This window comes from Glaciecola petra, assembly GCF_031846345.1.
GTDB lineage: Bacteria > Pseudomonadota > Gammaproteobacteria > Enterobacterales > Alteromonadaceae > Glaciecola > Glaciecola petra.
In genome coordinates, this window is record NZ_JAVRHX010000002.1 from 381,013 (window position 1) to 401,250 (window position 20,238).

The window sequence follows — 20,238 nt, forward strand, 5'->3', positions numbered from 1 at the left end:
TCTTATCATACAAAATTTTATTAGTATGTTTTTAATTTAGCAAAGTAAGGATCGAAGATGAAAAAGGTTATGTTAAGTGGCTTGTTAGTCGTTGCTAGTTTCTCCACTGTTGCTCAAGATGTTTGCGAAGGTTACGGCCCTCAGACGCCTCGTGATATAGATGCGCTTGGTGGCGAGAATAAAGTGATTTTCTCCATGGCACCGCCTGCGCAACAGATGAATTTATGTAATATTCATTTCCATAACGCGGCAGAACACAAAGCGAAGGACTTCTCAATTTATGTAGGGAAAGGCGATAATGGTTATGGTGGCGGTTATGCTTGTGGTATCTCTAAAGAGTTAAGCAAAGCTGAGCTAAAAGCGCCAGAAGGTAAAGTGTGCGGTGGCTTGAAACCAGGTGATACTATCGAAATGCATTGGGTGCATACTTCATGTGATGTTGCACCAGGGCCAGGTTTAGGCTCATGCTTGTCGGATGCATGCGCCAACCCAAACCTTCGTGTAGAAACCCAAGTATTCACGCTTGTAAATGATGCTAACGCGATGAGCTTTGACGACATGGACTACGATGGAAACCAAGTGAATGGGTATCATCAAGCAGAAATGATTCCAAACACGACGGGTGCGCCTGTGGAGTTTTTGGGTTCAACGACAGGCCCTAGCTTTACAGAGCAAGCTTGTTCACCTCTGCAAGTGAGCTGGTCGGTGCGTCCACAGTGCGCAAAACTAGATATCAATAGTTTACAAACATGGTGCGAAAGCAATGAGTTTGATGAAAAGAAAGCGCATGGTGTTCGCGAGTTGGTAACTGACAAACGTTTACTCTCTCATATCCATTAAAATATCGGCTTAACGCCTTTATTTTTACATTACTAAGAACCAGCCATTAGGCTGGTTTTTTATGTGACCTTGGTTATAAAAGGAATCTTTTTTTCGCTTTAGTATTGTTCGAAAGGTGCCGATAAAAAGCTACTCGCAGATAAAATATTAGTGATTATGTCGGTTATAAACCCCCAACTTAATTTGGAAACAATTCCACTCGAAGATGTAAAAATTGGCATGATGATCCATCAAATTGGAGAGCAAGCTGGAAAGCTAGTCGTTAAAAAGAAAGGTAGGCTAAAACATAAGAGTGTGCTTGAGCAATTAAGTATTAACGGAGTCAGGTCAGTGATTGTTGAGCTGCCTAAAACCGAAGATAATGTAAAACCTGAAGCCGAAAACCACATGCCCGCATACGACTTGTTTGAAGATGAGGAAGAAGAGTCGGGTATAGCTGCTCAGCAAGAGCAAAATCTAGACAAGCATGATAACAAAATAGCATCAGGTGACTTAGAGATTGAACTCGAGCAAGCCACAGTTTTACTCAAACAAGGATTCGCTATACACAAGGGCTACGCCGCTGACGCGAAAATTGGGTTGAACTTAGATTTTAGTTCAGCTCAACGCATGGTGGGTGAGATGCACGATAGTTTACAGAAAAACTCCAATGCTCTTTTATGTATGTCGACAATATTGCAGTCTCACTCATATTTAGCAGAGCATGCTTCTCGCGTTTCTATACTTATGTGCTTTGTTGCACAGCAATTAGGTATGTCTCAAGAAGATTGCAAACGACTCGGCTTATTAGGTTATTTATTTGATATTGGTATGGTCAAGGTACCTAAAACAATTGTTCAAAAAAGTGGCTCACTTGGTGAAGACGAGCGTAAAAAAGTAGAAGAACATGTTCAACATTCTTTAGAGTTGTTGGCACCGCTAAATCTAGATAGTGAAATGCTATTAGCTATTGAACAACATCATGAACGATTGCATGGAAAAGGTTACCCAAATGGGTTTGTTGGTGCAAAAATTCAAAAATTCAGTCGTCTGCTAGCTATTGCAGATTGTTATACTTCGCTCACTTCAGAAAGGCCCTATCGCGATGCTATGAGCCCCGCAGCAGCGATGAAAGTACTAAGTAATCAGGCTAACGGTTATGACCAAAAGCTGGTGATGAAATTTATACGATGCCTTGGAATTTATCCTGTCGGAAGCCTTGTTGCACTGTCAAACAATCGAATTGCATTGGTAACGCAATCCAATTCAAAAAAACCGAATTCGCCAGAAGTAAAAGTATTTTATAGTATTACGGGTAAGCATTATTTACCTGCTCAAACTATTAATTTGAGTACCCAACATAATTCATTGAAAATCAGCAAGCCGGTCCTTGCCAAAGAGTTTGATTTAAGTCTCGATAGAGTTGTAGGACTCTAATCCCTGTCGTTTTGGTATTTAAGGGTGGTTATTGAACTAGACTTCGATTTCGCGGGACAAACCTTGACCGCTTAAGCTTTTAATGAGTCCCTGAAAACTATGTGGCTCAGAAAATAGATGCCCTTGTACATAGCGACATCCTTTATCTTTGAGGTAATAGAACTGGTCTAAATTTTCAACTCCACTGGCGGTTACTTCTAAAGCATGCGCGCCAGCAATATCCATTATAGCTGCAATATACACCATAAGTTTAGTATCGTTATTCTTGATTGCTTCTACGAAGCTTCGGTTGATTTTAATTTTTTGAATTGGATAAGCGCTTAAGTGCTCAAATGCAGTGAAGCCATTACCAAAATTATCGATCGCGAGTTTAAACCCCATACTTTTTAGTTGGTGTAATGACTGCAGCGTTCTCTCTTGGTCAACAATGCCAGCAGCTTCACTTATTTCGAATTCAATCCAGCTAGCATCAATTTGGTTTTTGTACAGTTGTTGGCTGATATAATCAATCGTATTAGACATTTGCAGGTCTAGCGTAGAAATATTTATACTAAATATTATGTTCAAACTCTCAATCAATTTGCGGTTTTCACTGAGGTTTTTGAAGGTTGTGGCAATTACCCAAGTGTTTATAGTGTTAATGAGATTAAACTCTTCTGCAATATCGGTCATTTCTGTGGAGCTAAGCTTCTTAAGTTCGGCATTATTCACGTTTAACAATACTTCTACCGAATTCACACGTTTTGTGTCGGCATGAAAAGTAGGCATGAAACTTAGTTCAAATTCATTATTTTCTATTGCAGACGAAATTTCTCGTGCTAGCTGCTTGCGTCTAAAAAACGGATCGTCAATATTGTCTCTATAAACCTTGAACTGATTTTTACCCGTCTTTTTAGCCAAATACATTGCCATATCACCCTCTTCAAAGAGTAATTTTAGGTCACCACTTATCGCAGTTCCTGTCGATATACCTATACTTAAGCTGACAGAAAATTTGCTGTCTTCTAGGTCAATTGGCCTAGTCAATTCGTGAAAGAGATCATCAACGATTTTCACGCATATTTGTATATCAATGGTTTTTAATAAAATAATAAATTCATCACCCGACATCCTCACAAATAAACAATCAACGTTGTCGTATTGCTCAGCTCGCAGAACATGCCTCGTTTTTTTACTAAACTCTTTTAAAAGCAGGTCACCTACTTTATGCCCATATGTGTCGTTGATCTTTTTAAAGTCATCTAAATCTATATAAATAAGTGAAAAATCCACGGGATTAGTAATACTTGGATGGTTGGCATCTATCCAATCTTGTAAGCCTCTGCGATTAGTTAAACCGGTTAGTCTATCTTTAGTTGCTTGTTCAATTAAATGTTGGCGTTGTTTTACAATTAGCAAACTAATAACCAATATCCAAATCACGGAGTTGATAATAAGTAATTGCGTTAAAGAAAAATATTGGCCTTTTAATACCAGCGCGTTAAGTTCAAATATATAATCACCACCGGTTTTAGTGTCATGATGCAAAATATCAATTTTACTTACATTTCCAACATCAACTTGCGAGTCAGATATTGCAATTTTACGCTCGTTAATCCACCAAGTTTCAACATGCAAGTAGCTTATTGGCACTGTTGATTGGCGAGTATCGTTTGCGGTAACAATGATAGAGTTGTATTTTTGCGAGACTAAATCATCGGGAACAGAATAATTATCATTATAGTTTCTGAAGGTTAGTTTCATCTTGGGGTCTGAAATCGGCGCTGATGTCTTAAATTTAAAATCAATTTCAGTGAACGAACTTAGGTCGATACCTTTAGTGCTGTCATTAGTTAGTTCGATTTGTATGCCACAAAAATCAACATCTTGTGAACCTGGCATGCTACAACCAACAATATATTTTCCGTTCTTGGTTTCAAGGCTACCAATAGCCTTACCAATGGTCAATTTATCAACAAGGATATGCTGACTTTGATTGAGTAAATCAATCCTAGTTTCAAATAAGTTGGCAAAGTACGACAATATTATCAGGCATGAGCATATTAATAGCCCATTAATGATTCTTGTGTAATGAAGTGCTTTCACGTGTAGTATTTGCGTTTTACTTAAATGTAGATAGTATATTATCGGCTAGACTTTGCAAATAGTTAGATTTAACTTGTTAATTTTCTACGTAATTCAGTTAGTTGTGATATTTGCTTATCTTGTTTAGCTAGGCTTTGGGCCTTATCCAAAAATACCGGAATGTAATCAAATAATGAATGCTCAATGCACTTTTCAATTGTATTGATGCAAGAAGTAAACGAATTACTGGTAAACGCTAAAAATTTGATGGCTTGTTCAGCATTTCTAGTAGCAAAATAGTAGTTCGCAATGCTATTTATCATCCTTACTTGAGCGGGACTTAGCTTGTTAGTGGATTTGCTTTTTTGTAGGCCATTTGCCTCTAAATGAGCGATGAGCAGTTGATGGTATTGCTTTGACAATAGCGTGTCATCAGGGTCAATAAATTGGCCCGAAATATCGTCAAAGTCGACATGTACAAACTCACTTGAGTGCAACGCATATAAATACTCTGCTTTTTTTTGTGTTGGCCAAGTCACTTGTTTAAAGCAATGAAATAAATTGAGTTTTAAAACGTTAAGGCTTTCTAGACGATATTTGTAAGCATCTTCAATTTTCATCATAATTGTGTCATAGCGCCACAGCATAAACTCCGCCATAGAAAAAGCGGCATTATCGGGCAACAAATGAAAGACCGAGATAAGGTCGTTTATTTTTAAGTTGGCTTTCTCAAAGTAAGTTTTTACTTTTGTTTGCTGACGAATGTTTTTTAACGGCATGGCTTTCACCACTAATTTTTTTAATAGTGCCGAATCAATTTGTTCATGCTTTATATCTGCTAGCGCTAAGTACTTTAGTTGTTGTTCTGTATCTAACGTCATGAGCTTAAATAATTCATCTTCTAGCTCATTTCGAGGCATAGTGTTGATATATGCTTGGATGCGCTCCTTGCTGTCCCCTTGCTGCATTTTACTTAGGCGTTTATTTTGTTCATTTGCAAATATACAAAGCGCGACACAGTGAATGCAAAAATCAAAGTTTTCCGATTTTTCACAATTGCATGCACCTTCTATATTGCCTTGTAAGTTATACAGATTAACAATATAAAAATGACCATCTTCTATCACCGCAACAAGCTTTTTATCAGACTCTACAATAAATTGGATGTTTGCGATTACATCCAATGTTGCGGCCAAGGCAACACCTTCTTCAAAGGTCGCTGTTCCAACCTTTCTTTTGATGGCGTCCATGTCTATAAGGTAGGCACTTTTGGGGTAAGTGTTTATAGAGTCTTTTGGCAAGGGCGATACCTACAATCAAATATGATTTGAGTGTAATATGATACTTTCGTTTTGCAAGCCTTCATTCGTTGGTAGCATCTTGATCAAGCGGTATATCGTATTGTTCAAAAATATTCGCAATTTTATCATAATGATTTTTTGCCAAATCTCTCAGTAACTCAACATGGCTTGATTTAATGTTGAATCCACTGCTCAGTAATTTATCTACAAAATAAAAGTCGGTGTTTTGTGTTCTGACATTGTCTAAGGCAACATCTAAGGCGTCAAAACCTATTACCTCGGGTGGCTGCAATTGCACATTGTTTGCTATTAAAAAATCGAAACTTGTTTTTGCATTACTTTTAACCGCATGCCACAGCAAATTGCGGCCCGCCTCTTCTGTATAATTTAGATTAACGTTATTTTCAGCAAATAAAACCAATTCACTTGCGCGATTAGCCCCAATTAAATCCACCATGCGAGCAAAATTTGTCGCCGGGTTGCTTGAAAGAAAAGATTCAAAGTCGGTTATTTTTTGATCTAGACTAATCTGTAGATTCCATAAAAGTGACTGTCTATATTCTTCTGGGATATCTTCAGCATTTCTTAAGTAAACAAACACTTCATCAATGCCTTGGGATTCAACAATTCTGTCAAGCTCAGAAAACACCGTTCGTGAATCAAATTGCTCTGCCTGATTTCTTACCCTTGTGATACTTTTACGTTGGACATGTTCTTCCAAAGCTTGTTTTGCGGCATATGAACCCTTACTCATTAAGGAACTTACTATTTCAGGCTCTAAAGCGCTGTAGCGGTCTATTACTAAAAAGTTTACGTCATCATTCCAGGTCTCTAAAGCTTTATAAAGGCGATTAAGATCTTTTTTGTAAAGTGTTTGCTGAAGTGAAAACAAAGCCTTTGCATAATCAAGGTCGCACGCTTGCCTTTGAACTTGCAAGCTTTGCGGAAGTAGGTTTATGGCAGACCTTAAAAAGGTATTTAATATTGTGTTTGCTTTGTTTCGCTCGTCTTCTGATAGCAAATCAGTTTGTGTTTGTCGTGCCATCATTGCCTTGGCTTTTGATTCGCCAAAACGTTCTACTAAGTTATCTAAAAGTGAGGTTTCACCTCCTAACGGAGGGCGTCCACGTTCTTGTTCATAGCGCTTATTGGTAGATTCAGTGTTGACTACGTCAACTTCAAGATACTTATTATCTGCTGCTGATGTAAACAAAAACACCCCAGCATTAAGTAAATTTTCCAGCGCTAAATTAGCACTCGCACTTATTGGGAAATAGGGTATTTTTTGAGTTAAATCGTGTCTTAAATTAATATCAGTATTAAAGTCTACTCCTTGCGACAAAAAGTAATCGGCTAATTCGGCTTCTTCGTGGTGTAAACTAAACAACACTAAAGTCATAGTGTGTGCTGAATCAGGGGCAGAAAAGCGATAATTTAAGTCGTCGGTATAGGCATTAAGGGTTAACTGCTTAATGTTCTCATCCTTGCTAAACGAACTTACTATAAACTCGGTTAATTCGAGTAACTTTATTTTGTAACCTGCGTCTAGCAAAGCGTTAAGGTATTTAGCGTTGTCACGTTTTCTGTCTCTTTCCAACATAGCCCCAAAAAATGTTCTGCTCTCATTTCGCATTTGAATTTGCAGCCTATTGCCAATAGCAGAAGCAACAATTGGTTTTAATTTTTCTCTAATATTATCTAGGCTTTTCCCTCTATTGGTAAATAATATATCCATAGCTGTTTTGGTATTGATAATAGTCTCGGGTTGTTGTGCAGCAAGATCTATATTGATAGGCAAGCGCAAATGCCTTACAAATTCGATATCTCGATAAGCATATTGAAGCCCTATGCTTGCGGCAATTTTGTCCCTAACTTGCGTGCTCAGGTCACTATTTTTAAGGATCCATTGTTCAACCAAGTTAAGATGAGCCTGCCGTAAACTCTCAGAGTTTGGATAGATAGATTCAAGTGCTGTTTGAAATCCGCTACATTGACTAGTTAGCGCTTCATTATTTAATTCAGTTGCCTGTGTGCTGGGTGTTAGCACTTCATAATTGGGTGATTCTGTTATTTCTATATTACTAGTTGTGGTGTTTGTAAAAGCGCGGTCAGCAGAATAAAAATAAACAGAAAACACTACGTAACTTAGCAGTACAAGCGCGAGTAACAGTAGTAGTTTTCTTAATAAGCTCAATTTATTAATTAGCCAAATCAATCAAAATGTCATACTTAAGTGTCTGAAAAAAGATGATAAGATGCAAGCAGACTTCATCAGCTTGACTAAAAGAGCCACTCTGTGGCTGGAAAATTAATTCGAAGTTGCTTAGTATCTAAGAATGCATCGCTAAAAAGTAGTAGCGTTATTGTTAAAAAGGATTGATATGAAAAATTTCTTTCACGCTATATCTTATTTGCAGTACCCGCTGTTGTTGGTCATGATTTATTTTGTCGTCACCCCATTGTTCAACGACTTTGAAGAAGTATTTGTTTCATTTAATTTGGCGCTTGTTTTTATGGGCTTGTCTGTGAGTTTCTCGACCTTACAAGATACCAGTAAAACACAAAATAAAGCTTCGTTAAAAGTTTGGCAGAGCCCCAGAAAAGGTAAATTATTTTTGACTTTATTGGGTCTTCTCGCCATGTTTTTTGTTGTGATGGGCATTATGGGTATGCTGTTTACTTTCAGCACTATTTTAAGTCAAATTGCGCTTGGTATGGTGGTGACCGGTGTTAGTATTATCAGTATGTTAAAAGCCGCTTTGGAAATGTTCGAAAATCATCGTTTAGATAAAAACCCAGCATCAAGCGCCTAGCGCATTAACATGTGTCTTACTTCTAATTGTTTAGTAAAAATATGCTATGCAAGGAATAGTTTTGATCACATAGACTGAGCAATCAAATAACGCTTGCGAGCGTCTTCAAGCTCAGCTATTGCTTCATCAATATCTTTGTGACCCATAAAATCAGTGAAAATAATAGTAGCTGCGCTGGCCATCTCGGCATTTGTGTCGCGGTCAAAAAATTGAGAAAGCCCTTTCGCCTCTTGCAATAGTTTTTGACCTTCATTAGTGAAATAATCTTCGCTTGCGACATTGTCTGTAACAGGAGAAATCATACTTGAAGCATTATTTAGTTCGCTTAAAAACGCATTGCTTGTCAATGATAGCAAAACAGTTTCAACATCATCACTTAGCTGCGCATAATTTGGCACCATCATCAGATCAAGTGGAGCCTCTTCGTATCGGGGAATATTTTTCTCAATAATGGGGAAAGGCGCAAAACGAAAATCATCTTTTAAAGTTTGCGGTAAACTGCTGGCAAAAAAGTTTCCGATTAAGGTCATGCCTGCCATTTTATGATACAAAAATGGCATCGCTTGAGTCCAATCCCAGCCATTAAAGCGGTCAGTAAAACACCCGCTATCTAGCAACTCTTTCCATTTGCTAAAAACTGCTCGTACTTGCTTTGAATTGAACGAATGCTCCCCAACAAGTAACTCTTGGTGAAAAGTAAGCCCATTTATTCTCAAGTTCAAATAGTCAAACCAAGCTGCTGACGTCCATTTATTTGCAGCACCAATAGTAATAGGTGTAATGTCGTTTTGAAGCATCACTTTGCAGACAGTAATAAGTTCGTCCCATGTTGTTGGGGCTGTAATATTCAAACTTTCAAAAAGCGATTCACGATAATAAAGGCCCCACTGATAATAAGAAGCAGGTACACCGTACCTCGAATTATCGACAGATATAGCATCAATAGCTCCAGCACTAAATCGACTATTTAAATCATGTTTATCCCAAAAACTCGTGAGGTCTTTTACTTGGTCTTTTTTCACCAATTGAAAAAGACGTTGGCCACCTTGCCAAGTCAAAATATCAGGGCCTGAACCCTTGTTCAACCATTGGTTTAAATCTTGCTTGAAATCTGTATCTGACAAAAATTTGATATTTAGCTGAATGTTTGGGTGGCTTAGTTTGAGGTTTTTTTCATGTTTTGCATAAACAGCTCTTTGTTGGCTAGAGGTCGACAATACTGCAATTTCAACTGTTTCAGCTTTCGCAATTGGACTAAATGTAACATTAGTGCTTAGCATTATAAAAATGATGCCGTTAAGTATCAACAAAGCAGGATATTTTAACATTTATAAAAGTCCCCAAATTAAGTTAGAAATATGATGTGTTTGAGTCGTCATTTACATTTACTTACGGAGTAAACATGAACCTTAGAAAAAAACTCAGTTTCACTTCATTTGCAGTGGTTACGCTCGTTTTAATCTTTTCACAAGTTGTTATCGCCACAATTGAACAAATTAATTTGCACGAAAAAATGACGGTAGCAGCAAACAATACATCGACAAGAATGGGCGTAACATTAATTGATTCTATGTGGAACTATAATGTTGCAAGTTCTGAAAGTGTAGCAATTGCAGAGCTTGGAACAAACGCCTTGGTAGGTGTTAAAGCCTATAATCGCGAGAATGAACTCTTGTTTGAAAGATATTGGGATGAAGGGACGCAAGGATTAAGTGCTGAAAGGTTTTCGGGTGACATTTTTTTAAGCTTGCAAAGAAGTATTGAATTTATTGATCAAGGTGAGGCTCTAGAAGCAGGTAAAATTGAACTTATTTTTAGTTCAAAAGGGCTTGGTGATGCGCTTGTTTCCACCTTAGTTAATTCAATTATTCAAATTGTTTTGTTAGGTATTGCACTAATAATAATTTTAGGCTTTTTAATTGATAAAATTTTCTTGCAGCCCCTTGATACAATTAATTTGCGCTTAAAAGACATTGCCAATGGCGGAGGCGATTTAACCAAACGTTTAAACATCGTAAGAGACGATGAACTGGGTAAGCTTGGTACTTACGTAAATAGTTTTATTGAGCATGTTCATTCAGTCATTATAAAAGTAGTTACCGTTGCCAGAACGCTAGATGGCAGTGCACAAGCTAGCCAATACAATGTTGACAGACTAAATCAGCAAGTTGAATCACTTAATCAGCAAGTAGATAGTATTTTAAATTCCGTCGCGAATTTAGACGAAACCGCGCAAGAGGTGGCAGAACAAGCAGATACAACATCAAAAACCACAGCCGACACTAGCGATTTAGCCACTCAAGGCGTCGATAAAGTGCGTAGCTCTGCACAACTTATTCAATCGTTGGCGACCAATATGGAGTCGTCAACAAGTAAAACAGAATTGTTAGAAAACCATGCGCAATCTATCGATACCGTAATTCAAGTAATTAAAGATATAGCGGACCAAACTAATCTACTAGCTTTAAATGCAGCCATTGAAGCAGCGAGAGCGGGTGAGCAAGGCAGAGGTTTTGCGGTAGTTGCAGATGAAGTAAGAACCCTAGCTCAGAGAACGCAAGTATCTACCGGGCAAATCACCGACATTATTGATACCCTTCAAAAGCATTCAAAAGAAACACTGCATCTAATGCAAGAAGGCCAAAAAATGGTAGCTGCTAACGTAGAATCAGTGAATACCGCTGCAACCCAATTTGAAGAGATACATCAATCTGTTAAAGGCAATCAAAAAGGTGCCCAGCTAATTGCTCAAGACACAGAGAAACAAAAGAATAACTTACAAGGTATAAGGGCTAATATTGAAATTATTCGAGATACTAACGCTCAAACTTTACAAGTTGCTAAGCAAAGTTATGACGTTAACCAAGAAATAGTAAATATGAGCCATGAAGTCTTCGAGTTAGTCGAAGGGTTTAAGGTTGGTGAAGATATTAACAGCGAAGACGATGAGTTGTTTTAATCAATTATTGTCGGCGCTTTACTCAATCTATAAATGATAAAATGTTTTTTACTGTTTGGTAGGGGTCTTCCTCCTGCGGCACATGACCAAGTTTTCCAAATACAATTAATTCACTATTGGGAATGAGTTGATTAAACTCGTCACCTAGTGCCACTGGAATTAAATTGTCATACTCACCCCATAATATGAGCGTAGGTTGTTTAATCTCACTAACGCGCTTTGCAAAATCGTTCGCTTGCGTTTGTTTAAAACGTTGTTCCAGCGCGTCTCTATTACCTTCACGCAAGGTTAATTCAAAGTAACGCTTAACCAAGTCATCACTTATTTTGCTGTTATCGCTATATACATTTTCAATACTTTGTCGAATGACAAAACGCGGTAAAGTATTCCCTAATATCGCGCTCATAACAGGGCTACTTGCTATTTTAAAGGCTAGGGGTATCGATTTTGCTTTAAAAGGCAAACCACTAGCATCAATCAAAATGAGCCTGTCGACTCGTTCAGGAAAAATGACCGCCGTCGCCCACGCAACGTAACCACCTAAAGAATTTCCAGCGATAATTGCCTTTTCAATGTTGAGTGCATCCATCACTGCGCGTACGGTATTGGCATAGCTTTGAATGCTATAGTCATTATTGGGGTGCGGGCCTGTAAGGCCAAAAGCCTGCATATCAAAACGAACAATTCGGCGTGGCTGTGGAGACTGTTTTTTAATTTCGTCTACCCAGCCATTCCAAGTATGCAAAGATGCACTGGTACCATGAAGCAACAATAGCGGCACCGGGTCAGATTTAGGCCCTTGATCATTCACATGCACTTGCATACCGTCAATATTGATAAACTGTGAATGTTCGTCGGTCCACCGTTCAACTAGTTCAACAACTGGACGATCGGGTTCGTTATATATCCACATAAACCCAGCAATTGCTATGCACGACAGGGCTAATAATAAGCCGATTAGTTTTAAGAGTGTTTGCATTTATGGCCTATGGTTTTATGCACAATAAAGTGCAAGTTACGTCTTTTTATATACGCAGTAAAATGTAATTTCAATTAGAGATAAAATTGTAAGTCTGATCACAAAAACTAGCAAGGCGCTTAGCTGGTATGGTGAAATTAAGCCACTATTCTGTCGCGGCCTTCTTCTTTCGCAAAATAAAGTTTTTCATCACTTTGTTTCATCCATTGCTTCCATGTGTATTCAGGTTTTAACTGGGTTACACCGATGCTAACCGTGATTACTTTGTTTTCGAGCATATTGAGGCTCTTGATGGTGTCCCTAAGAGCATCGGCGGTAAGCTTGCCTTCTAACAAGCTAGTGTTTCGCATTAAAATGACAAACTCTTCGCCACCTACTCTAAACAATGTATCTTTTGAGCTAATTAAACTCTGAATATGTTTGGACAAATCAACAAGCACTTTGTCACCCATGTCATGACCATATTCATCATTAATCCGTTTAAAGTGATCAATATCGAGTACACAAAGCGTCGCATCTGTTTGATATTTTTTACACTCATCAATTGCGTTTTGTAAGCTTTGAGGCAAATCCACTCTGTTTAAAGCACCGGTGAGAGGGTCTGTCATCGCTTGCTTTTTCAATACGTTTTGTGAGTATGTAACTTCTTTCATCGACAAAAATATAAAAAAGCTAACCGCTGTCAACGAAACGATAAAGCGGAAAAACATCTCATTTTCTAGAGTGTGATAAGCAGCAGCAAAAATAATGATAAGAAAAATAACGTTGACAAATTTTGCTACTTTAAAGGGCAAAATAAAGTAGATACCAAACAAACACAAAGCGGGCCAATACGAGCCCATCACACCTAAAGAAAATAAACCGTTTGCTGAGCCCAATATAAATGCGGGCACAACGCCGACAATATTTAACCAGTAGAAATATCTACCACGATGGCAAGCAATCGCATTGATTACAAATAAACAACATGTAAATAAACCAAATGCTCCATCAAAATTACGACCATCGATAAAGCTATTAATACACAAGGGAAAAAGTAATAGACTAGACACAAGCGACACGCCAAATGTCGACCTAATCAAAAAGTCAGATTTAAACTCAGTAGAGTTTTGTGCGGGTTGTGTTCGAAACATGTAAGCTGGCTAGATCCCAAGAGCAATGTAACAGACTCCATGGAGTCTTGTTTTCGTCTCTCTTTATATCGCTAATTTGAGCCTTTTCTTTAGGGTTTGTTTATCGCTTTTTTATGCGAATATTTAATCAGATATGGTGTTAATTTAAGATTCATGGTTTTTTAAACATTTTGTTATAACTATCGTGTTTTCACCTACTAATTCAAAATCTTTTCAGAAATGTTTTTCAAGAACTCTGGCTCTATGATCACTCTATATTCTGGATCTGCTCACGCATTTGCTCAATCAGCACCTTTAACTCAACGGCACTCTGCGTTACTTGCGAGTTAATCGACTTTGACCCCAGCGTATTCGCTTCACGATTAAATTCTTGCATCATAAAGTCTAGTCTGCGCCCAACTGCGCCGCCTTTTTTCAAAATCTTGTTAGTTTCGCTAATGTGCGAATGCAGGCGGTCGAGCTCTTCGGCCACGTCAGATTTTTGGGCGATGAGGATCATTTCTTGCTCTACGCGGTTGTCGTCGAGCTCAATTTTGGCTTCGCTAAACTTGGTGCGTATGCGATCTTTTTGCCACTCGAGTATTTCTGGCATGTGGGCTTGAACTTGGTTTGCTTGCTCAGCAATAGCATTTAAGCGCTGTTCGATAAGGGCTTTCATGTTTTCACCTTCGCTAGCACGCGAGGCGATAAAGTCTTGAAGTGTCGCGTCAAAAAGATCGATTAATTCTTTTTGAATGCTGTCCATATCGGCTTCTTCAGTCGCCATTACGCCAGGCCAGCGCAGAATATCAGCAGGGTTCACAAGTCCGTCGGCTCCAGCTGATTGAGTCCATCTGGCGGCTTTAATAAGTTGATTAGCCAAGTCTTCGTTGAGTTTTAGCTCGCCTACATTCGACTCGTTAAAGTTAATGCGTAATCCGCATTCTACTTTGCCACGATTGAGCTTTTTGCGTAAGCGGTCGCGAAGGCTCGGCTCAAGTGCTCGGAAGTTTTCAGGTATGCGATAAAAAGTTTCAAGATAACGCTGGTTAACCGAGCGTATTTCCCATACAGCGGTGCCCCATTCTGCTTTTAGTTCTTTGCGCGCGAATCCGGTCATACTGTAAATCATGTTGTTGCTTCCTGTTTATGCTTTTCCGCGTGAATTCTACCTTAAGTTTTTTCTCTTTGCTTGAAAGACTTATGTGTTTAATGCTTTAAACAACGCATAAACCCAACATTACAGGCCTTTAGCACATGTAATCTTTGGATCTATTAGGCTATAATGCGCGCCTTAAGCGAAAGGCTAGTCATTGCACTTTTGCATCAATTATTCATTTAGTTAGGAGCTACACGCTATGCGCCCAAGCAATCGTACCGCGAGTCAAATTCGCCCGGTCACCATTACCCGAAACTTCACTTGTCACGCAGAAGGCTCGGTTTTAATTGAGTTTGGGAATACGAAAGTGCTCTGCAACGCGAGTGTACAAGAGGGCGTGCCGCGTTTTATGAAAGGTCAAGGTAAAGGTTGGATAACTGCAGAATACAGCATGTTGCCAAGGGCTACTCATACTCGCTCAGATCGCGAAGCCGCGCGCGGAAAGCAAGGCGGTCGAACACTTGAAATCCAGCGCCTAATTGCGCGTTCTTTACGTGCCGCTGTTGATTTGAAAATGCTTGGCGAAAACACGATTACGGTTGATTGTGATGTTATTCAAGCTGATGGTGGCACACGTACTGCTTCTATCACTGGTGCGTGTGTGGCATTAGTCGACGCGCTAAGCTGGATGCGCACTAAAGGTATTTTGAAAAATAACCCACTTAAACATATGATAGGTGCAATTTCAGTGGGTATTTATAAGGGCGTGCCTATCGCCGATTTGGAATACTTAGAAGACGCTGACGCAGAAACCGACATGAATGTGGTAATGACCGACACTGGCAAACTGATCGAAGTACAGGGTACGGCTGAAGGCGACCCTTTCTCGTTTGACGAGTTACAAGAGATGCTAGAATTAGCTCGTGTGGGCATAAAAGAGTTATTTGATATTCAGCGGACTGCGCTGAACTAAATATTGTCAAGTCAATCACACAATACGACATAACAAGAAGAATATTTCAAATAGAAACAACCACGAAAGGCAAAAAATGAAAGATTATAAACGCGAATTTGTTTCTTTTGCGATCAAGCGCAAGGTATTGCGCTTTGGTGAATTTGAGCTGAAATCAGGCCGCATTAGTCCCTATTTTTTCAATGCTGGTTTATTTAATACGGGTAAAGATTTAGAGACTTTGGGCCGCTTTTATGCAAAAGCTTTAACTAACGAAGGCGTTGAATTTGACGTTTTGTTTGGCCCAGCTTACAAAGGTATTCCCGTTGCCACCGCAACCGCTATTGCCATGTCTAATTACTATGGTGAAGATATTCCATTTTGTTTTAACCGAAAGGAAGCAAAAAAACATGGCGAGGGAGGGACTTTAGTTGGTTCTGAACTGAAAGGTCGCGTTATGTTGGTTGACGATGTGATCACTGCAGGTACCGCCATTAGAGAGTCGATGCAGATTATTGAAGCGAACAAAGCGAGTTTGGCGGGCGTATTGATTGCCCTCGACAGGCAAGAAAAAGGCACCGGTGAGCTTTCTGCTATCCAAGAGGTTGAGCGCGACTACAGCACAAAGGTATTTTCGATTGTGACTTTGGCTGATGTAGTTGAGTATTTATCTACCCATCAAGACAACACCGAAGCGATTAAGTCTATTAATCGTTATCGTGAAAAATACGGTATTTAAGTTGGTGAATAGAGAAATGTGGCATGTCAATTGAGGCACATCACGAATTAGACGCACTTGGGTTACGTTGTCCTGAACCGGTCATGATGGTGCGCTTGCAAGTACGAAAGATGGAAGACGGTGAAGTGCTCAAAATTATCGCCGACGATCCAGCAACTACTCGCGATATTCCTAGCTTTTGTCGGTTTATGCAGCATACTTTATTGCATAGTGACACTGAGCAGATGCCTTATGTTTATTTTATTCGCAAAGGGCTGGTCGAGAAACCAAACTAACTATAATGTAAAAATTTACAAGTTTATATGTTGGTGCAAGGTAATATAGGCTCAAGCTTTTTAGCATAGTTTTGACAAAACCTTGTTGCTTCTTGATGCTTACCGCTTCGTTTGAGTGACTCAACTAATAATGTAGACGCTTTGCGCTCAAACGGCACTAGCTCGAGCACCTTATTAGCCCATAGTTGTGCACTGTCTTCATTACCAACTACTTTATATCGGTTAGCGATTGCCAAGCCAAGTTCGGGTTGCCATGGTCCTACATGTTGCGGTTCTTCAATAAACTTTTGTTGCATTGCATCATAGGCATTGATGAATGTGGCTAGCGCTGCTTCATCATTTTCGGCCAGCGCATAAAGCTCACCAAGATTGATCAATGAGCGCCAAGCATGTTTGTCAATTTCAATTGCTTTGCGGTACACGTCAATTGCCCGACTAATATTCCCTTCTGCTGAATATACAAAGCCTAAAGATTTTAGCGCTTGAACATCATAGGGTGATTCTCTGACTGCTTTTTCAGCAATGAGCCTTGCTCGTTCTAACATTAGCTTAGCATCTGGCGTATTAAGCTGCCCTGATGATAAAGCTGAAGTCAAAGATATGCCCGAAATCTCTACACTATAGTTTTCATTCGGCCAACGAATCACGCGTTGCACAAGAGCATTGGCAACCCCAGCATTTGCTCTCGCATTATTGCTTTGTTTGTTTAACACTTTTTCATAAAGTGCAAGCGCAGACTCGTTGCTTTGTTCGTCAAATTCCATATATAAACTGTCTGCGCGGTCTAACATTGTAGAAACAGTCGAATCGTCATTTGTGTATCCAACTATCCAAAATAAAATGCTCACTAGCACACTTACAACAATAATCAGCACCAGCACAAAGCTTGTGCTAGGCAGTTTTATTATGTTTTCTGAGCTTTTTGCAGAGACTAAAAATTGATAGCCACTTTTGGGGATAGTCTTAATATAAATCGGGTCATTAGCAGAATCAGATAGTTGAGACCTTAACCTTGATACAGTTCTGGCAAGTGTATCTTCGCTGACTATAGTATTTGGCCACAAGCTATCAATCAATGATTCTCTAGATAGTACGGCACCATCCGCTGCTAGTAATAAACGCAACAACTCACTGATTTTGGGCTCTAAGTTCGAAGACTTGCTACTGATAGTATTGTAAAGTAAGCGTTCAGATGGAATGAATTCCCAATCGCCGAATTGTATAGGCATCTCTTTGTTATTACTGATTTTTTTCATTAATTAACCGTTTGTCAGGTTTTTGTCAGGTAAAAAAGAGTGTTTGGACATGGCCAACTGGTGATTCAAATGAGAGCCTTAAAATATCCCACAAACATTAATACTTACAATTATGAAAACATTTATTTTATTGCTATTAAGCATCTTAGTTCATTTACCTACGTTTGCGTCAAACACCACGCAAACAGTTATTTCTGCCCAACAATTACAGGAAGATTTTACACAACTTTACGATGATCTCAAAGCGTCACATATCAACCTTTTTGCTAACGTGACACGAGAAGAGTATGACAATAAGTACGCCCAAATAGCCAAAAAACTCAAACAACCACTTACCCAAATACAAGCGCATATTTTGTTTCAGACATTTGTTGCTTTTGGGGAGATTGCACATGCCAATATTGCTTTTCCAACTTCTGCATATGAATACTTTCGAAATAAGGGGGGTAAATCATTTCCGATTTACGTAGAAATACAAGATAAAAACTGGTTTGTTGCAGAAGATTATTCATCGCATAGCTTACCTAAAGGGACACAAATTTTAACAATAAATCAAATCCCAGTAAGCGATTGGCTTAAGAAATTACATCAATACATTTCTGCTGATACTCCCGCTATAGCAGCGTCACTTTTGGAGTTTCAGTTACCACAATACTTATGGTTGCACTTTCATAATATGAGCACCATACAAGAACGTGTAAAGATTACTGCGCTTCTAAACGGAAAGGAAATTACTCGGGAAATTTTATTCATCTCTCGTGAAACACTGCAAAATCGAATTGATCAAAACGCTAAAAGCACATCAAACGATGCCCCTAAGTTACGTGACTATCGCATATTATCGAAGGCTGTAGCATATATAAAGCCTGGCCCTTTTTACAATGCAGAAACACCTACGGATGTATGGAATAATGTGGCTTTTGTAAATTTTATAGATGAAGCTTTTGGGTATTTCAACGAAAATGATGTGACTAAATTACTGATTGATGTTCGGAATAACCCAGGTGGAACAAACTCGTTCAGTGATCCTTTAATTGCATGGTTTGCAGACAAGCCTTTCAAATTTGCCTCAAGCTTTTTAATACGGTCAAGTTTTCATGCTGAACAATCTAATAAACGTCGACTTGATACAAGTGCCCAAGGCACGGATGCAATATCACAACAACTTGCAGAGGCGTATAAAGCCAATCCACCTGGCAGTAACTTCGATTTTGAGGTTGAAGAAGTATTACCCAACAAGGGTAAACGATTTAATGGGGATGTTTATGTCCTTATTGATCGCACCAGCTATTCTAATGCCGTTTCGTTGGCCGCTATTGTCAAAGACTATGGTTTTGGCACTGTAATTGGAGAATCAAGCGTAGATTATGCCACTACCTATGCCTCGATGGAGACGTTTACACTAACCCATAGCAAAATCAAAGTAGGATTTCCAAAAGCCCATATAATTAGACCTTCAGGCGATACTATTGCTGGCCCGGTGCACCCCGATATTATATTGTCTGAAGTTACGATAGATGCTGCAGTTAGAAAGATTTTGTCAAACTAACCATTATAGTGGCGCTAAGAGCCGTTCTTTAGATAAGAATAAGGGCACCGATGGACGATTATCGACCAAGGTACCCTTTAGTTTTGTCAGATTAATTTAAATAGCTACTCAGGCTTTTTGAATTTGAGTGTCCAGCGGTCGGTATTACCGGTTACTGAACGCGCGCCCACTTCATATTCTAGTTCGTCGTCTTCTTTATAATGAAGGCTTGAATAATCGACTAAAATAAAGCCCGCGTCTTGTATCTCTTTTATTGCTTTGACAGGGTCAAATCGGCGGCGGTTACTGCTGTTTCCGGGTTCCATATGGCGAGCTGTGTGATCAAGTACACCATAGATACCGCCAGGTTTTAACGCATCAAATGCGAGTCTATTCATTTCTGCTCGACCTTGGTCACTAAAGTTATGATAGTTACGGAAGGTTAATACCATGTCGGCATTTTCTACGCCTAAGTTGTTAGCTTCTAGAGATAAAAAGCGTTCGCCTTCTTTACGTTCAATTTTAGCGTCGGTGGCCACAATCTTCATGCGCTCAAATCCGGGTAGCTCAGACAAATTGTTTTGAATACGTGTGGTGCCAATCGCACCGAAGTAGTTGCCTTTTTCATTTAATACAGGCACTAACAGTTTTGTGTACCAACCACCGCCTGGGATCAGTTCAATTACTGTCATATCATCGTTTAAGCCAAAAAATGCTAAGGTTTGTTCAGGCTTTCTGTTGCGGTCACGATCAATTTCACCGCTTGTGCGCACATCAGATACCATGGCTGCTTTTAGTTTTTCTGATACATCTGCGCTTGCTACCGTGCTAAGTGTTAGTGCCGAAGCGCTTATACAACATGCAATTGCTAAATTTACTATTTTTTTCATATCTGTCGCCTCTTG

At 39.1% G+C, this 20,238-nt stretch carries 17 protein-coding genes; 8 read left to right on the forward strand and 9 right to left on the reverse strand.

Features of this window, described 5'->3' with window-relative positions; genetic code table 11:
- The first annotated feature begins 57 nt into the window (after nt 1-57).
- Both RM552_RS09530 and RM552_RS09535 read left to right on the forward strand, forming a co-directional pair.
- Nucleotides 58-840, forward strand: coding sequence for a delta-class carbonic anhydrase (locus RM552_RS09530; RefSeq protein WP_311368599.1), 783 nt, complete (start codon nt 58-60; stop codon nt 838-840).
- A gap of 156 nt (nt 841-996) precedes the next feature.
- The gene (locus RM552_RS09535) at nt 997-2,256 is read left to right on the forward strand and encodes an HD-GYP domain-containing protein (protein ID WP_311368600.1); all 1,260 of its coding nucleotides are present in this window, start codon (nt 997-999) and stop codon (nt 2,254-2,256) included.
- A 36-nt stretch (nt 2,257-2,292) separates the two neighbouring features.
- Here RM552_RS09535 and RM552_RS09540 read toward each other — a convergent pair whose 3' ends face one another.
- The 3 genes from RM552_RS09540 to RM552_RS09550 all read right to left on the reverse strand — a co-directional run bounded on the left by RM552_RS09540 (nt 2,293) and on the right by RM552_RS09550 (nt 7,815).
- Nucleotides 2,293-4,278 carry a putative bifunctional diguanylate cyclase/phosphodiesterase gene (locus RM552_RS09540; RefSeq protein WP_311368601.1) on the reverse strand — a complete coding sequence of 662 codons (1,986 nt, stop codon included), beginning with the start codon at nt 4,276-4,278 and terminating at the stop codon, nt 2,293-2,295.
- A gap of 131 nt (nt 4,279-4,409) precedes the next feature.
- The gene (locus tag RM552_RS09545) at nt 4,410-5,621 is read right to left on the reverse strand and encodes an SWIM zinc finger family protein (RefSeq protein WP_311368602.1); all 1,212 of its coding nucleotides are present in this window, start codon (nt 5,619-5,621) and stop codon (nt 4,410-4,412) included.
- A 61-nt stretch (nt 5,622-5,682) separates the two neighbouring features.
- The gene (locus RM552_RS09550; RefSeq protein ID WP_311368603.1) at nt 5,683-7,815 is read right to left on the reverse strand and encodes a hypothetical protein; all 2,133 of its coding nucleotides are present in this window, start codon (nt 7,813-7,815) and stop codon (nt 5,683-5,685) included.
- Nucleotides 7,816-8,002: 187 nt separating this feature from the next.
- Between RM552_RS09550 and RM552_RS09555 the strand changes: the two genes are divergently transcribed.
- Complete coding sequence (locus tag RM552_RS09555; RefSeq protein ID WP_311368604.1) at nt 8,003-8,434, forward strand: hypothetical protein; 432 nt, start codon at nt 8,003-8,005, stop codon at nt 8,432-8,434.
- Between the two features lie 65 nt (nt 8,435-8,499).
- Here the strand turns inward: RM552_RS09555 and RM552_RS09560 are convergent, their stop codons facing one another.
- Nucleotides 8,500-9,762, reverse strand: coding sequence for an ABC transporter substrate-binding protein (locus RM552_RS09560; RefSeq protein WP_311368605.1), 1,263 nt, complete (start codon nt 9,760-9,762; stop codon nt 8,500-8,502).
- 74 nt (nt 9,763-9,836) lie between these two features.
- On the opposite strand from RM552_RS09560, the gene RM552_RS09565 reads away from it, so the two are divergent.
- On the forward strand, nt 9,837-11,393 hold the full coding sequence (locus tag RM552_RS09565) for a methyl-accepting chemotaxis protein (RefSeq protein ID WP_311368606.1): 1,557 nt from the start codon (nt 9,837-9,839) through the stop codon (nt 11,391-11,393).
- Between the two features lie 22 nt (nt 11,394-11,415).
- Here the strand turns inward: RM552_RS09565 and RM552_RS09570 are convergent, their stop codons facing one another.
- The 3 genes from RM552_RS09570 to RM552_RS09580 form a co-directional block, all read right to left on the reverse strand.
- Nucleotides 11,416-12,372 (reverse strand): alpha/beta fold hydrolase, encoded by a 957-nt coding sequence (locus RM552_RS09570; RefSeq protein ID WP_311368607.1) that lies wholly within the window; start codon nt 12,370-12,372, stop codon nt 11,416-11,418.
- 137 nt (nt 12,373-12,509) lie between these two features.
- The gene (locus RM552_RS09575; protein ID WP_311368608.1) at nt 12,510-13,505 is read right to left on the reverse strand and encodes a GGDEF domain-containing protein; all 996 of its coding nucleotides are present in this window, start codon (nt 13,503-13,505) and stop codon (nt 12,510-12,512) included.
- Between the two features lie 247 nt (nt 13,506-13,752).
- On the reverse strand, nt 13,753-14,616 hold the full coding sequence (locus RM552_RS09580; protein WP_311368609.1) for a YicC/YloC family endoribonuclease: 864 nt from the start codon (nt 14,614-14,616) through the stop codon (nt 13,753-13,755).
- A gap of 226 nt (nt 14,617-14,842) precedes the next feature.
- Here RM552_RS09580 and rph point away from each other — a divergent pair, with 226 nt between their 5' ends.
- The 3 genes from rph (at nt 14,843) to tusA (ending at nt 16,549) form a co-directional block, all read left to right on the forward strand.
- Nucleotides 14,843-15,556 (forward strand): ribonuclease PH, encoded by a 714-nt coding sequence (gene rph, locus RM552_RS09585; RefSeq protein WP_311368610.1) that lies wholly within the window; start codon nt 14,843-14,845, stop codon nt 15,554-15,556.
- Nucleotides 15,557-15,632: 76 nt separating this feature from the next.
- Nucleotides 15,633-16,274 (forward strand): orotate phosphoribosyltransferase, encoded by a 642-nt coding sequence (gene pyrE, locus RM552_RS09590; protein WP_311368611.1) that lies wholly within the window; start codon nt 15,633-15,635, stop codon nt 16,272-16,274.
- Between the two features lie 23 nt (nt 16,275-16,297).
- Nucleotides 16,298-16,549: a sulfurtransferase TusA gene (gene tusA, locus RM552_RS09595; protein WP_311368612.1), complete on the forward strand. Its 252-nt coding sequence runs from the start codon at nt 16,298-16,300 to the stop codon at nt 16,547-16,549.
- A gap of 23 nt (nt 16,550-16,572) precedes the next feature.
- Here the strand turns inward: tusA and RM552_RS09600 are convergent, their stop codons facing one another.
- On the reverse strand, nt 16,573-17,805 hold the full coding sequence (locus RM552_RS09600; RefSeq protein ID WP_311368613.1) for a winged helix-turn-helix domain-containing protein: 1,233 nt from the start codon (nt 17,803-17,805) through the stop codon (nt 16,573-16,575).
- Between the two features lie 112 nt (nt 17,806-17,917).
- Between RM552_RS09600 and RM552_RS09605 the strand changes: the two genes are divergently transcribed.
- The gene (locus RM552_RS09605) at nt 17,918-19,354 is read left to right on the forward strand and encodes a S41 family peptidase (RefSeq protein ID WP_311368614.1); all 1,437 of its coding nucleotides are present in this window, start codon (nt 17,918-17,920) and stop codon (nt 19,352-19,354) included.
- A 104-nt stretch (nt 19,355-19,458) separates the two neighbouring features.
- Here the strand turns inward: RM552_RS09605 and RM552_RS09610 are convergent, their stop codons facing one another.
- Nucleotides 19,459-20,223, reverse strand: coding sequence for a class I SAM-dependent methyltransferase (locus RM552_RS09610; protein WP_311368615.1), 765 nt, complete (start codon nt 20,221-20,223; stop codon nt 19,459-19,461).
- Nucleotides 20,224-20,238: the final 15 nt, after the last annotated feature.

Excerpts from the sequence above, each read along its gene's own strand:
- RM552_RS09565 (WP_311368606.1), top strand. The coding sequence starts at position 9,837 with ATGAACCTTAGAAAAAAACTCAGTTTCACTTCATTTGCAGTGGTTACG.
- pyrE (WP_311368611.1), top strand. The coding sequence starts at position 15,633 with ATGAAAGATTATAAACGCGAATTTGTTTCTTTTGCGATCAAGCGCAAG.
- rph (WP_311368610.1), top strand. The coding sequence starts at position 14,843 with ATGCGCCCAAGCAATCGTACCGCGAGTCAAATTCGCCCGGTCACCATT.
- RM552_RS09610 (WP_311368615.1), bottom strand. The coding sequence starts at position 20,223 with ATGAAAAAAATAGTAAATTTAGCAATTGCATGTTGTATAAGCGCTTCG.
- RM552_RS09530 (WP_311368599.1), top strand. The coding sequence starts at position 58 with ATGAAAAAGGTTATGTTAAGTGGCTTGTTAGTCGTTGCTAGTTTCTCC.
- RM552_RS09555 (WP_311368604.1), top strand. The coding sequence starts at position 8,003 with ATGAAAAATTTCTTTCACGCTATATCTTATTTGCAGTACCCGCTGTTG.
- RM552_RS09560 (WP_311368605.1), bottom strand. The coding sequence starts at position 9,762 with ATGTTAAAATATCCTGCTTTGTTGATACTTAACGGCATCATTTTTATA.
- tusA (WP_311368612.1), top strand. The coding sequence starts at position 16,298 with ATGTCAATTGAGGCACATCACGAATTAGACGCACTTGGGTTACGTTGT.
- RM552_RS09600 (WP_311368613.1), bottom strand. The coding sequence starts at position 17,805 with ATGAAAAAAATCAGTAATAACAAAGAGATGCCTATACAATTCGGCGAT.
- RM552_RS09580 (WP_311368609.1), bottom strand. The coding sequence starts at position 14,616 with ATGATTTACAGTATGACCGGATTCGCGCGCAAAGAACTAAAAGCAGAA.
- RM552_RS09570 (WP_311368607.1), bottom strand. The coding sequence starts at position 12,372 with ATGCAAACACTCTTAAAACTAATCGGCTTATTATTAGCCCTGTCGTGC.
- RM552_RS09605 (WP_311368614.1), top strand. The coding sequence starts at position 17,918 with ATGAAAACATTTATTTTATTGCTATTAAGCATCTTAGTTCATTTACCT.
- RM552_RS09535 (WP_311368600.1), top strand. The coding sequence starts at position 997 with ATGTCGGTTATAAACCCCCAACTTAATTTGGAAACAATTCCACTCGAA.
- RM552_RS09575 (WP_311368608.1), bottom strand. The coding sequence starts at position 13,505 with ATGTTTCGAACACAACCCGCACAAAACTCTACTGAGTTTAAATCTGAC.